At 55.2% G+C, this 13653-nt stretch carries 9 protein-coding genes and 1 pseudogene; 4 read left to right on the forward strand and 6 right to left on the reverse strand.

All coding sequences use genetic code 11. The features are described 5' to 3' along the window. On the reverse strand, positions 1–1590 hold the full coding sequence (locus OGV50_RS19790) for an STY4199 family HEPN domain-containing protein (RefSeq protein ID WP_199977275.1): 1590 nt from the start codon (positions 1588–1590) through the stop codon (positions 1–3). 281 nt (positions 1591–1871) lie between these two features. Then, positions 1872–2630: an SDR family NAD(P)-dependent oxidoreductase gene (locus OGV50_RS19795; RefSeq protein WP_024131041.1), complete on the reverse strand. Its 759-nt coding sequence runs from the start codon at positions 2628–2630 to the stop codon at positions 1872–1874. Between the two features lie 119 nt (positions 2631–2749). Between OGV50_RS19795 and OGV50_RS19800 the strand changes: the two genes are divergently transcribed. The 3 genes and pseudogenes from OGV50_RS19800 to OGV50_RS19810 all read left to right on the forward strand — a co-directional run bounded on the left by OGV50_RS19800 (position 2750) and on the right by OGV50_RS19810 (position 6348). Further along, positions 2750–3649, forward strand: coding sequence for a LysR family transcriptional regulator (locus tag OGV50_RS19800; RefSeq protein ID WP_012135645.1), 900 nt, complete (start codon positions 2750–2752; stop codon positions 3647–3649). A 47-nt stretch (positions 3650–3696) separates the two neighbouring features. Continuing rightward, positions 3697–4725 carry an inner membrane protein YhjD gene (gene yhjD / locus OGV50_RS19805; RefSeq protein ID WP_012135646.1) on the forward strand — a complete coding sequence of 343 codons (1029 nt, stop codon included), beginning with the start codon at positions 3697–3699 and terminating at the stop codon, positions 4723–4725. Between the two features lie 302 nt (positions 4726–5027). Beyond that, a pseudogene (locus OGV50_RS19810) lies at positions 5028–6348 on the forward strand (MFS transporter). 59 nt (positions 6349–6407) lie between these two features. Here OGV50_RS19810 and OGV50_RS19815 read toward each other — a convergent pair. Together OGV50_RS19815 and pdeH are read right to left on the reverse strand one after the other, a co-directional pair. Further along, positions 6408–8468, reverse strand: coding sequence for an AsmA family protein (locus tag OGV50_RS19815; RefSeq protein WP_286488719.1), 2061 nt, complete (start codon positions 8466–8468; stop codon positions 6408–6410). 121 nt (positions 8469–8589) lie between these two features. Further along, on the reverse strand, positions 8590–9357 hold the full coding sequence (pdeH, locus tag OGV50_RS19820; protein WP_012135651.1) for a cyclic-guanylate-specific phosphodiesterase: 768 nt from the start codon (positions 9355–9357) through the stop codon (positions 8590–8592). Positions 9358–9589: 232 nt separating this feature from the next. Here pdeH and kdgK point away from each other — a divergent pair, with 232 nt between their 5' ends. Beyond that, complete coding sequence (gene kdgK / locus OGV50_RS19825; RefSeq protein ID WP_012135652.1) at positions 9590–10519, forward strand: 2-dehydro-3-deoxygluconokinase; 930 nt, start codon at positions 9590–9592, stop codon at positions 10517–10519. Between the two features lie 86 nt (positions 10520–10605). Here the strand turns inward: kdgK and OGV50_RS19830 are convergent, their stop codons facing one another. Then, positions 10606–12099, reverse strand: coding sequence for a M16 family metallopeptidase (locus OGV50_RS19830; RefSeq protein ID WP_112001427.1), 1494 nt, complete (start codon positions 12097–12099; stop codon positions 10606–10608). A 219-nt stretch (positions 12100–12318) separates the two neighbouring features. After that, entirely contained in the window at positions 12319–13605 is a 1287-nt protein-coding gene (gene dctA / locus OGV50_RS19835; protein WP_012135654.1) for a C4-dicarboxylate transporter DctC, read from the reverse strand. Positions 13606–13653: the final 48 nt, after the last annotated feature.

The raw sequence follows: 13653 nt of genomic DNA on the forward strand, positions 1-13653 counted from the left end.
TTACCGAATCTCGTTATAAATGGCGGTCTGAATCTTTAACCATTTTTTGTTTTCCACGCTGGGCTCGGCCTGAACACGCAGCCGGGCCTGCTCCATATCATGCTGCTGGCGCATCACCACCGCCGGAACGGTACAAAAACTTTGCAGATACTTTTTATGCAGCGACGTCAGCGACGCTCCGTTCAGCATGGCGTGGCTCAGCGACGTCAGGAAGCGTCGGCAGGGTTTTACCTCATCCATCAGCGAAGGGTAGCGTAGCAGCAGTTGCAGCACATCGGCGTTGCCCGTCGAAAACGCCTGTTCGGTCCAGGCCAGCTGCCAGTTCATCCCGCCCTGTAAGAACAACGCCGTAACGCGCGTATCATTACGGTCGATCGCCGAGCGCATATTAAACGGGTCCCAGGTGATCCCCATGCGGCTCATGGTTTCCCGCGCGGAGGGCGCCTCAAGCCGGGCGTCATCCTGCATGACCTCGTCGCGTTGTACGGGCGCGGCAGAGGGAGGCGGCGAGCTGAACAACCAAAACGCCCCCACCAGAATCGCCAGCACCATTGCGCCAACCCCGCCCCACAACACCCCGGAAATCAGCTGCTCACGCTCTTCAGCCGTCCGCTGCTGTCGCTTGTGAGGCGGTTCAATACTCTCGCCAATTTCCTGGTTATCTCCCCCCGCCAGCGCGTCTTTTTCTCGCGCCTCCTCCCAGAATTTCTCCACCACGCCCTCATCGGACGCCATAAACGAAGCCGGATTTATGCGGGTGCGTTTTTCATTAAACGCCCGCTGTACCGAACGGGTGATCTGGCGGAACTGACAATCCAGTAGCGACAACTGCACGGAACTGAGCGGCTGCCCGGCGATGATGCCGTTACGCGCCTGACGGCAATCCTCAAGGAACATACGCAGGGTCGTACGCGGCTCAACAAACAGCGTCAGCGCAGACGCGTCTTTGAAAAATGCGGAATAGTGACGGGCAAACGACTTTTTATCGACCACCATCAATGCCAGCTCGCTAAACAGCATCGCGCTGAGCGCATCCTGTCCTTCGCTGAGTTTTAACCAGCGTCGCAGACGATCGGCGCCAAAATGCAGCTTCAGGTAGCTATTCAACTGATGACGATCCGGCCACACCTGCGAAATAAGCGCTTTCAGCGTGAGTTCAATCGCCCGCAGCTGACGCCGGGCCTGTATTTGCGCGTCCTGATTGCCTGCATCAATATCAGTCTGATAAGTGAGAAGCGGCTGCCGCTGGCGCAGTTGTTCCAGCGACGCCACAAAACGCAGGGCGGCAAGCAGTTGGTTTTCACTGACATCCTTCCCGCTGTCATATTGCGGAACATACTGCTGGAGATGTCGCAAATGCAGCATAAACTGGCTCAGTTGCGCATCGTTTATATGTAATTTTTTTGCCACCACGCTCCAGCCGCCTAAATTAAGGCGGGCTTGATCCAGTTGTTCCATAAACCAGCGCGGTTCTTTTCCTTCCGCAACATGTACGCCCAGCAGCAGCAGGATCTCCACTGACGCCTGACGGATGATGCCCAGACAGTGTTCAAAAGGCGAATGTATCGCCTGCGAAGCGTTATTCGTCATGATCGTCCCTAAAAAAGCCCCTCCATAAAGAAGGCTTTTAATATTATTTTAATTATCTGTTTTGATAGATATAACAGATTTTTTTGGCATTACAGTGACTATAACGCAAAGGTTGAGAAATTTATTGTGGGCGGCGAGGGAAATAAAGAGAAGTCGATGAACAGTCATCGCGAAATATTAAAATTAACGTCAGGAATAAAACAGCGTTCCTGAAATAAGTTTATCCTTAATCTAAATTAATGTTGCGGGTGTAAACCACCCGCTTAATATTATCATTCTGATTATAAGAACATGCCGCCCGACACTTCGATACGCTGCGCGGTCATCCAGCCCAGTTCATCGCTGAGCAACGCGGCGATGGCATCACCAATATCGTCCGGCAAACCAACCCGTCCCAGGGCGGTTTGTGACGCGATATACGCATTCAGTTGTTCATTGTCCCGCACATTGCCGCCGCCAAAATCAGTTTCAATGGCTCCCGGCGCAATAATGTTCACGCTAATGCCGCGCTCGCCCAGCTCTTTTGCCTGATAACGCGTCAGCACTTCCATCGCCCCCTTCATCGCGGCATAAGCGCTGTAGCCAGGCAACGCAAAACGGGCCAGCCCCGTTGACACATTGAGGATCCTGCCGCCATTCTTTAGCAGAGGTAACAGCCCCTGAGTCAGGAAAAACGGCCCTTTAAACTGAATGTTCAAAAGCTGGTCAAACTGCGCTTCAGTGAAGGTCGAATACGGCGCGTTGATGCCGATTCCGGCATTGTTCAATAAATAATCAAACGAATCACGTTGCCACTCCGTTTTCAGGGTTTCCCGCACCTTTTCAACAAACGCCGGGAATCCCGAAATATCCCCGACATTCAACTGCAATGCTGCGGCTTTCCCGCCTGATTGCGTAATTTCATGCACGACCTGCTGCGCCTCTTTTTCATTGCTGTTCCACGTCAGAATGATCCCGATTCCTCTGCTCGCCAGCTTAAGCGCCGCGTTTTTACCGAGCCCTCGGCTGCCGCCGGTCACTAATGCGATACGTTGCGTCATAAGAAACCTCATTTCAGGTGTTGTGAAGATTGAGAAAGAGCTTATTAGGTGTTAGAAAAACAATAAATGTAGCGAAATGCGCTTCACTGTTTCATTCAGAACAACACCGGGACCTCGCGATGGATAAAATTCACGCAATGCAGTTGTTCATTCGCGTCGCGGAACTGGAGAGTTTTTCCCGCGCCGCCGAAACATCAGGCCTTCCTAAAGGTAGCGTATCCCGCCAGATACAGGCGCTGGAAAACCACCTCGGCACGCAGTTGCTGCACCGCACCACCCGGCGGGTTCAGCTTACTCAGGACGGAATGGTGTATTACGAACGTGCGAAAGATCTGCTGACGAACCTGGACGAGCTGGACGGTTTGTTCCAGCACGACCCGGCCAGCATCAGCGGCAAGCTGCGGGTCGATATGCCGGTTGGGGTCGCCAAGAACCTGGTGATACCGCGCCTGCCCGCGTTTTTACAGCAGTATCCGGGTATTGAGCTGGAACTCAGCAGCAGCGATCGCCTGGTGGATTTGATACGGGAAGGGTTCGACTGCGTGGTGCGGGTCGGGGCGCTAAAAGATTCCGGGTTGATCGCCCGCCCGTTGGGAAAGCTGTCGGTCATTAACTGCGCCAGTCCGCAGTATCTGGCGCGTTTTGGCTACCCAGAAGGTCTGGACGATCTGGCCTCGCATGCGGTGGTTCATTATTCCGTCAATCTGGGCACGCGCCCGCAAGGCTTCGAAGTGGCAACGGCAAACGGCACGCAGTGGATTAAAACCGGCGGCATTCTGACGGTCAACAGCACCGAGACCTACCATGCCGCCTGCCTGGCGGGGCTAGGAATCATTCAGGTGCCGCGCATCGGCGTTCGTGAGGCATTGCGCGCCGGAACGCTCATCGAGATCCTGCCGCAGTATCGCGCTGACCCAATGCCGGTGTCCCTGCTCTACCCGCATCGCCGCAACCTCTCCCGCCGGGTACACCTGTTTATGGAGTGGCTGACCGGCGTAATGAAAGACTACGTGGACTGACACGCTATACTGTTCTGAGAGTTAACAAAAGAAGGACTATCGACCTGATGACGCAGGAAAAAGATGTAAAACGCCCTATTCAGGAACTCGACCATGCGCCGGTGCCCAAAGTGGAGACGCACGATCGTGACGAACCAGAAACAAACAACAAGGCCACCCAGGCGCTCAAAACGGTCTCCACGACGGCAGCGAGAATCCAGCGTCAGCCGGTGATTGCCCACCTGATCCGCGCCGCAGAGCGTTTTAACGATCGGCTGGGCAACCAGTTTGGCGCCGCTATCACCTATTTCTCGTTTCTGTCGATGATCCCTGTCCTGATGGTGTCGTTTGCCGCCGCCGGTTTTATTCTCGCGTCACATCCCACGCTATTAGAGGACATTTTCAATAAAATCCTGATGAACGTCAGCGATCCTACGCTGGCGTCCACGCTGAAAAGCACCATCAACACCGCCGTTCAGCAGCGAACCACCGTCGGCCTGGTGGGGCTGGGCATTGCGCTCTATTCCGGGATCAACTGGATGGGCAACCTGCGTGAAGCGATTCGCGCCCAGTCGCGGGACGTGTGGGAGCGCACCCCGCAGGATCAGGAAAAAATCTGGATAAAATACCTGCGCGATTTTGTCTCGCTGATTGGGCTGTTGGTTGCGCTGATTATCACGCTGTCCATTACCTCGATTGCCGGTTCTGCGCAGCAGATGATTATCTCCGCGCTGTATCTCGACAGCATTGAGTGGCTAAAACCCGCCTGGCGGTTGATTGGGCTGGCCATTTCGATTTTCGCCAACTACCTGCTGTTCTTCTGGATTTTCTGGCGGCTACCGCGCCACCGACCGCGCAAGAAGGCATTGATTCGCGGTACGTTTATCGCCGCGATCGGTTTTGAGGTGATCAAAATCATCATGACCTACACGCTGCCTTCCCTGGTGAAATCCCCGTCCGGCGCCGCATTCGGTTCCGTGCTTGGCCTGATGGCGTTCTTCTACTTCTTTGCCCGCCTGACGCTGTTTTGCGCGGCCTGGATAGCCACCGCCGAATACAAAGACGACCCGCGTATGCCAGGGAAAACCCACCGCTAGTTCATCATTTGATGCCGGATGGCGCGATGCTTATCCGGCCTACCGCCCGGCAGGTCGCTACGCCTTATACGGCACGCATTGCAGCATATAAATCCAGACCGTAACTTTTATTTAACCTAAAATCAGTTTTATCCTCTAAGTTTAAAATTGTGTGAAGCATTTCATAGACGTGAAATCGCAGGTCTAAACATTATCCCCTTTTTGACCATTATTTGAGCGAAATCCCGCTTTGTTACAGATTGAAATGTCGCTTTTGCTGTGCGTAATATGGCCGTTCGTTCGCCAAAAAATAAGAAAATACTATGCAAGCAACCGCCACCACACTCGACAACGAACAGGAACACGTTCCGGTAAACTCGCGCAATAAAGTCGTCGTTGCCTCCCTCATCGGCACCGCCATTGAGTTCTTCGACTTCTACATTTACGCGACTGCCGCAGTAATCGTGTTCCCCCATATTTTCTTCCCGCAGGGCGATCCGGCAGCGGCAACGCTTCAGTCCCTCGCCACCTTCGCCATCGCCTTTGTCGCGCGTCCAATTGGCTCTGCGCTATTCGGCCACTTCGGCGACCGCGTCGGGCGTAAAGTGACGCTGGTGGCGTCATTGCTGACGATGGGGATCTCCACCGTCGTGATCGGCCTGCTGCCGGGCTATGCCACCATTGGCATTTTCGCCCCGCTGCTGCTGGCGCTGGCGCGCTTTGGCCAGGGTCTGGGTCTCGGCGGAGAATGGGGCGGCGCGGCGCTGCTGGCGACCGAAAACGCCCCGCCGCGCAAGCGCGCGCTGTACGGCTCTTTCCCGCAGCTTGGCGCGCCTATCGGCTTCTTCTTCGCCAACGGCACGTTCCTGCTCCTCTCCTGGCTGCTGACCGATGAGCAGTTCATGACCTGGGGCTGGCGTTTACCGTTCATTTTCTCTGCGGTGCTGGTCATTATCGGCCTGTACGTCCGCGTCTCGCTGCATGAAACACCGGTATTCGCTAAGGTCGCCGCGGCGAAAAAGCAGGTAAAAATCCCGCTGGGCACCCTGCTGACCCGGCACGTACGCGTAACGGTACTCGGGACATTCATCATGCTGGCGACCTATACGCTGTTCTACATCATGACGGTCTATTCCATGACGTACAGTACCGCAGCCGCCCCTGCGGGGCTCGGTTTACCGCGTAACGAGGTGTTGTGGATGTTGATGCTGGCGGTGATCGGCTTTGGCGTGATGGTGCCGGTTGCGGGCCTGCTGGCAGACGCTTTTGGTCGCCGTAAGAGCATGGTCATTATCACGACAATGATCATTCTGTTCGCGCTGTTTGCCTTTAAACCGTTGCTCGGTTCCGGTAATCCGGCATTGATTCGTTTTCCTGCTGCTGGGGCTGAGTCTGATGGGGCTGACCTTCGGCCCGATGGGCGCGCTACTGCCGGAGCTGTTCCCGACAGAAGTTCGCTACACCGGCGCGTCCTTCTCGTATAACGTGTCGTCAATTCTTGGCGCGTCCGTAGCGCCGTATATTGCCGCATGGTTGCAGGGGAACTACGGTCTGGCGGCGGTCGGCACCTATCTGGCGTCAATGGCCGCCCTGACGCTGATTGCGCTGCTGTTGACCCACGAGACACGCCACCAATCGTTGTGATTTGACCGCCATCACCCGTAGGCCGGATAAGGTGTTTACACCGCCATCCGGCACTATCATCATTTCTTCATCTGCGACAAAATCATCCGACACTGATTCGCATCGCCTTCTGACGGGGAAATCAACGCCAGAAGCGCGGCGGCAGGCGTGACTAACGTCGCCAGCGCCGCAGCGACCGCGCCTCGCGCGATCAGCGGCCCGGCTTTCACCCCCGCCTGCGGGTTTTTAAACGACCCGCGCACATACAGCGGCGAACGCAGCGTAATAATGCGAATCCCTTTGCTCTCTGGATCGATGGTTAAATCCAGTTGCTCAGAGGTGAAACTCGCGGTTCCGGTGACGTTAACCAGCGCATTTTCCGTATCAAAAGCAAAGATTTGCGGGCGCGCAACGCCATTAACGATGTCAAGATTAGCCGCCGCGCAGTTGACCCGTACCTCATCGTCGCCAAATATCTGCCCGACAATAAAGTTGCCCACGTTCAGGCCGACAATCTCCATCAGGTTGCGGCTGATCACGCCATCGTTCATCAGCAGCTTCAGGTTGCCATTACTGTTACCTAACAGCGCCGCCACTGAATTGCCGCTTCCCCGGATATCCGCGTCACCGTTCATTTCGCCCAATGTTTTCTGCATCAGTTCGACATCCGGCATCAGCGCTTTCAGTTTAAGACGACGCGCCTGGATATTCGCCCTTCCCTGCATCGGCTTTTTATCCCCTTCCAGATGAATGCTGGAGACAATGCTGCCGCCTGCCAGGCCAAACTTCAGCGGCTGCAAACGTAAATCGGCATTTTTCAGGATGATATGGGTAGAGAGATCGCTGACCGGCAGGCTGCTGCCGTGCTCAATGCGCCCGCCCTTAAAGCGCACGTCGGCATCCATCACGTCCCATTTATCGGTTTCAAAGCGGTCATAAGGCAGCACTTTGTCGGCAGGCTGGATGCTCTTTTCGCCCTTGCTTTGCTCGGCGCGTTTCGACTGCTGCGCCCCCTTCCCGGAATCCACGCCGATCAGCGGCCCCAGGTCAGCCAGGCGAAGCTGGCGCGACTCCACATCCCCTTCCAGTTTGGGGCGCGGCTTGCCGGTAGTGTAAGCAAGAGAGCCGTGAATATCGCTGTCGCCGATGCGGCCATTAAAATTGCGGTAGTCAAAAACTGAGGATGTCTCCGTATCGATTTTCGCCACCAGGCGACCGTCCGTTTCAAACGGCGGCGTGTCCGGCAGCAGTACGCCGGTCAGGTCGTACAATTCGCCCAGCGAGTCGCCGGAAAACTTAAGCTGGAGATCGACGCCGCCCATGTTCAGCGGATCGTTGACCACCCCGGCAAAGGCCACGCGAGTATTGCCCGAGCGGAAATCAGCCTGCACCGGGAAAGGCGCGCCTTCGCTGCGTAACGCCAGCATACCGCCAATTTTGCCCGTGCCGGTCAGCGGTTCCCCGTTATAACGCCCCTGCGCCTTAAGGCCTAAAACATAATCCCCCACGTTGTTGTTGTCGTTGTTGCTTTTGGCTCCCGTGACTTCGCTAAAAGGCAGTGGTTTACCCAGCGGATCAACCAGGATCTCGATATCGGCTTTGCTGACCTTATCGTCAATGGCGATACGCCCCTGATCGAACAAAATCGTATCCAGACGGAACGACCAGGCGGACGGCTGCGCATTGGGATCGTTTTTCTCGTCAGCCGCAAGAGTGAAGGTCCAGTTATTATTTTTCTCCGAGAGGCGGATAAGGCGGGCGTCAGGCTTCACCAGTTTGATCCACGGCAGCCAGACGGTTTTGGTCAGCAACGCCAGTGGCGCCAACGTGGCTTCAACGCGCGGGAGATGCACCATCGTGACTTCGGGGATATCCGGCGGATTGCCGAGGATAATGTCTTCGGCATGAACGTGCGGCCAGGGCACCCAGCTTCGCCAGCCGGTTTCCTGTTTTTGTCGTTCCCACACCACGCCCAGATCGCCGCGAATGGCGAATGGCCGGTTGAGTTCTGTAGAGACTTTCTGGTTGATGGTCGGTTTGAGGCGATTCCAGTCAAATGTCGCAATCAGGACGATGAGTACGACGATCAACAACAACAAAGTCCCTGATATAGCAGCGGTTATTTTGCCTGCTTTCGTCATGTTTTACTTCCTCACTTCTTTCCTTGCCAGTCCTAAAGATAGTCCAGCAAACGGAAAAGAGAGGCAGGCTGCGTCCTGGAATACCGCGTGAAAGACGCGCCATTCCGGGAAACAGCGGGTATTACAGCATCAGGATCACCTGTTCAAGGTTCTCCAGCGGAACAGGACGCGACAGAAAATACCCCTGCGCCGCGAAAGCGGGCGAACGTTGTACATCGCGCCACTCTTCCAGCGTTTCCACGCCTTCGACGATAACGCCTCGGCAATAGCGGTTCATCAGTTGCAGCAGCAGCGTAAAGAGGTTTCGCCCTTCCGGCGTCTGGCGCAGCATCACAAACAAATCCCGCGCCACTTTGATGTAGTCGTAACGCACTTCGCTCAGGGCAGAGAAATTCGCCATGCCGGTGCCGAAATCATCCAGCCAGAGCGGGCCGAATTCACACATTGAGGCGAACGAAGAGTCTTTCGGTAAACGAATATGTTCCACCAGTTCGAATCGCAGCCAGGGCAGGCGCTCAATCGTTTTCAATACCTCTGGCTGCTGACGCATCGCGATCAGCGTCGGGCCATCGACATTGACCGAGGCCAGCAGGTCATGACGCATGAAAAAATCGGCTTTCTGCTCCAGAAACTGGAGCTGTTCTTTCACCACATCCACGCGGTGTCTTACCGCCAGTTCGGCAAAATAGCGATCCGGGGCAACGCGCCGGGAAGGGTTATCCGGGTGTACCACAACCGTCAGCAGTTCCACGGCCATCAATCGCCCGTTGGTCTGGTAGATTGGCTGATAAGTGTAAGCACGTTCGCACTGCAACCAAAAGCGCCGCTCCTGCAAGCTTTCAATGCTTGCCTCAGGAATGCTTAGCTGCTGGATAACCTGCTTTATCATCTCAGATGTCCTGTTAATGAGAGTGTGACTGCCCGGACTCGTCAAAGGTTATCGGCGCTCTGGCAAAGAACTTTATGTTCAGCGTCCCGCAAAATAGAAACAGCATGACAAAAATCAACACAGAATACGCGTTGGCTCAAAAAAATAATGGAACGATGTTTTAATATAGTTGACCGCTGAATACACCACAGCGCACACTAACGCTAATTTTTTTCAGAGCAGGTTCACGACTATGTCCAAAAAGATTGCCGTGATTGGCGAATGCATGATTGAGCTGTCACAGAAAGGCGCAGACGTTCAGCGCGGTTTCGGTGGCGACACGTTGAATACATCCGTTTACATCGCCCGTCAGGTCGATTCTGCGGCCTTGTCCGTACACTACGTGACGGCGCTGGGCACTGACAGCTTCAGCCAGCAAATGCTGGATTCATGGCAAGGCGAAAATGTCGATACCTCCCTCACTCAGCGCATGGAAAACCGTCTACCGGGCCTCTATTACATCGAGACGGACAGCACTGGCGAACGCACTTTCTATTACTGGCGCAACGAGGCGGCAGCGAAATTCTGGCTGGAGAGCGAGCAGTCTGCGGCAATCTGCGAAGAGCTGGCGACCTTCGACTACCTCTACCTGAGCGGGATCAGCCTTGCCATTTTAAGCCCGTCCAGCCGCGATAAATTACTGTCGCTGCTGCGCGAATGCCGCGCCAACGGCGGGAAAGTCATTTTTGACAACAACTATCGTCCGCGCCTGTGGGCAAGCAAAGAAGAGACGCAGCAGGTATATCAGCAGATGCTGGAATGCACGGATATCGCGTTCCTGACGCTGGATGATGAAGACGCGTTGTGGGGTGAAAAGCCGGTTGCCGAGGTCATTGCCCGCACGCACGACGCAGGCGTCCAGGAAGTGGTGGTGAAACGCGGCGCAGATTCCTGCCTGGTTTCCATCAAAGGCGAAGAGGTGATTGACGTTCCGGCGGTGAAATTGCCAAAAGAGAAAGTGATCGACACCACCGCAGCGGGAGACTCCTTTAGCGCCGGGTATCTGGCAATACGTTTAACCGGCGGCGACGCTGCCGGGGCCGCACAGCGCGGGCACCTGACCGCCAGCACGGTCATTCAGCATCGCGGGGCGATTATCCCGCGCGATGCAATGCCGCAATAACCGCACTGTAGGCCGGATAAGCGTAGCGCCATCAGGCATGACATTCTCACCGGATGGCGGCCGTGACCGCCTTATCCGGCCTACTGCTACTGCGCAGCCGGGATATCCGTGACTTCCGGGTGGACATCATCGGTTTCTGCGCTTGTTGCTGCTGCTGTCACTGGCGCCATGATTTGATCCCACGTTGCCTGTAGATCCTTCATATTCAGCTCCGGTTCGCCCTTCGGCTGAAGCAGAATCAACGCCATATCTTGCGATAGCTGCTGACGCAGGTTTTGATTCAACATCTCAACGGTCAGGTTATTCAGGAAGTTCTGCCGTAAACGCTGGTACTGTTCCGGGGCAATATCGACCACCTGATTTTGCAACGAGCGCATCCGTTGGCTGATCAAGATATCGGTATCGGTACGCGCATAAGTGGCGAACAGCTTCTGCAACTCCAGATTCTTCTGCGCCACCAGCGCGTTAAACTCCTCTTCCGGCAAGCCGTTATCACGGACTTTCGCCAGTTCACGCGCCACCAGCCCCAGGTTCAGATTCAGCTTATCGCCGGGGGATTCAACGTTGATCGCGCACTGCGCACGCAGGAACAGCACCCGGCAGTCAAAGCCGAGACCAATCTCTTTGGCATTGTTCTTGCTGAGCGCCTGCTGAACATGCCAGAACAGGGCTTCACGGGCTAAATCCGCCTGCCAGTAGCGCAGCAGCGCGGCAGACTCGCGAATGGGCTGCCACGGCGTATCCCACATGATGGAGAGACGATCCTGGCGCACGGCGTCAGTCATAATGCTGACCGCTTCGGCGCGCAGAGGGGAAAGCGTCGGCACCGGCGCAGGCGTTTCACGTTTGCCTTGCAACTCGCCGAAGGTTTTGTTGATCTGCTCAGAAACCGAACGCGCATCCACGTTGCCGACGATAATCAGCGTCATCGCGTCCGGGGTGTACCATTTCTGGTAAAACGCGTTAAGTTTCTCTACATCCACAGGCTGTTTCAGCGGCTCGGCCGGATCGTGTCCTAACAGCGCAGACCCTTTCAGACGATAGCGCCACCAGCCCTCTTTGGTGTCCATAGGCCAGGTGGTAACCATATCTTCACTATTGACTGCATGCGCAACCGTCTCTGGCGTGATGGACAGTTTGCCGGAGGTATGCGCCAGATAAGAGAGCGCCTCTTTTAGCAGATCGTTACGGGTGTTGGGCAGGCTGAGGTTATATAACGTGGAATCATAAGAAACGATAACGGGCGGCACAGGGCGTTTGGGGTCAAAGCCCTGCTGCCAGAGTGAACGTGCTTGCGCGGCGTCAAGGCCGCCGCTTTGCGTCAGCGCGATACGGGGAATGGCATGGCTGAAACCGCTCTGTTGCGTACTTTCGGTGAGCGAACCGGTATTGACCAGCAGACGAACCTCAATACGATCGCTTGGGCGCTGCGGGGTAGCTAATACTTGCCACTGTAATCCATTTGCCAGCGTCCCCTGTTGCCATGCCGGGTCAGGCTGGAGCGCATCTGCCTGCACATAGCCGACAGTAGCCATCATCAGCAGACTGCCCGCTAAGAGTCGAATTTTTGTGCCCTGCATGTAAACCCCTGATCAACAATCCTGGTAATAAAAAGACAGCCTGGAAGGCTTATCTGAATATGACGTTAAAAACACTTCGTGTTAGACCGCGCGAACATAAAAATGTCACGCCAGAAGTGAAAAAATCCCGAAGCCACATGTTGAGTGATTCGGGTGCAGGGGTCAATTATGCGCAAACACCCGCAGTCCTGGAAGGGACTGCGGGCATAAGAGGTGAGATTAAGAGGATAATTCGTGCGTTTTGCCATCAGGCGCACGATTATTCAGCACATCATCCAGCTTTTTGTGGTCCAGTTCTTTCACCCACTTCGCCACAACGACCGTTGCCACGCCGTTACCGACCAGGTTGGTCAGCGCGCGGGCTTCAGACATAAAGCGGTCGATACCGAGGATCAGCGCCAGACCCGCAACCGGTAAGTGGCCCACCGCGGAGATCGTCGCAGCCAGCACGATAAATCCGCTCCCCGTTACCCCGGCCGCCCCTTTCGAGGAGAGCAGCAGCACCACCAGCAGAGTTACCTGATGGAAGATATCCATATGACTGTTGGTCGCCTGGGCGATAAACACCGCCGCCATCGTCAGATAGATCGAGGTTCCGTCCAGGTTAAACGAGTAGCCTGTGGGAATAACCAGCCCCACCACCGACTTACGGCAGCCCAGCTTTTCCATCTTATCCAGCATACGCGGCAACACGGATTCGGAGGAGGACGTCCCCAGCACAATCAGCAGTTCTTCACGGATGTAGCGGATAAATTTAAAAATGCTGAAGCCAGCTGCGCGGGCAATCGAGCCAAGCACCACCACCACGAACAGAATACAGGTGATGTAGAAGCAGACAATCAGCTGCCCCAACTGCACCAGCGTACCCACGCCGTATTTACCGATAGTAAAGGCCATCGCACCGAAAGCACCGATAGGCGCCAGGCGCATGATCATGTTGATGATGCCGAAAATGACCTGCGAGAAGCTTTCAATCACGTTGAAAATCAGCTGGCCTTTGCTGCCCAGACGATGCAGCGCAAAGCCGAACATCACCGCAAACAGCAGAACCTGTAGGATATTACCGCTGGCGAACGCGCCGATGACGCTGCCCGGGATGATATCCATCAGGAAGCCCACGATTCCCTGGTCTTTTGCTTGTTCGGCGTAGATCGCCACCGCTTTAGCATCCAGCGTCGCCGGATCGACGTTCATCCCGGAGCCAGGCTGAACGACGTTGACGATAATGAGACCAATGATCAGCGCAATCGTACTGACAATCTCAAAGTAAAGCAGCGCAACCGCACCGGTGCGGCCCACCGCTTTCATGCTTTCCATACCTGCAATGCCGGTAACGACAGTACAGAAGATAACCGGTGCGATGACCATCTTAATCAGCTTAACGAACGCGTCGCCAAGCGGTTTCATTTGTGCGCCTAATTCAGGGTAGTAATGGCCAAGGAGGATACCAATGGCAATTGCTGTCAGGACCTGAAAGTAAAGGCTTTTGAACAGAGAGGTTTTCATAGGGTGTCCTTGAAGTAAAAACCACAGGTCTTGTAAGGTTATGGTTAA

It is taken from the genome of Citrobacter sp. CK180 (assembly GCF_030333655.1).
Classification (GTDB): Bacteria; Pseudomonadota; Gammaproteobacteria; order Enterobacterales; family Enterobacteriaceae; genus Citrobacter_B; species Citrobacter_B koseri.

Bases quoted from the DNA above. Each gene is read 5' to 3' on its own strand.
- OGV50_RS19815 (WP_286488719.1), bottom strand. From the start codon at position 8,468: ATGACGAAAGCAGGCAAAATAACCGCTGCTATATCAGGGACTTTGTTG.
- OGV50_RS19830 (WP_112001427.1), bottom strand. From the start codon at position 12,099: ATGCAGGGCACAAAAATTCGACTCTTAGCGGGCAGTCTGCTGATGATG.
- OGV50_RS19790 (WP_199977275.1), bottom strand. From the start codon at position 1,590: ATGACGAATAACGCTTCGCAGGCGATACATTCGCCTTTTGAACACTGT.
- OGV50_RS19800 (WP_012135645.1), top strand. From the start codon at position 2,750: ATGGATAAAATTCACGCAATGCAGTTGTTCATTCGCGTCGCGGAACTG.
- pdeH (WP_012135651.1), bottom strand. From the start codon at position 9,357: ATGATAAAGCAGGTTATCCAGCAGCTAAGCATTCCTGAGGCAAGCATT.
- kdgK (WP_012135652.1), top strand. From the start codon at position 9,590: ATGTCCAAAAAGATTGCCGTGATTGGCGAATGCATGATTGAGCTGTCA.
- OGV50_RS19795 (WP_024131041.1), bottom strand. From the start codon at position 2,630: ATGACGCAACGTATCGCATTAGTGACCGGCGGCAGCCGAGGGCTCGGT.
- dctA (WP_012135654.1), bottom strand. From the start codon at position 13,605: ATGAAAACCTCTCTGTTCAAAAGCCTTTACTTTCAGGTCCTGACAGCA.
- yhjD (WP_012135646.1), top strand. From the start codon at position 3,697: ATGACGCAGGAAAAAGATGTAAAACGCCCTATTCAGGAACTCGACCAT.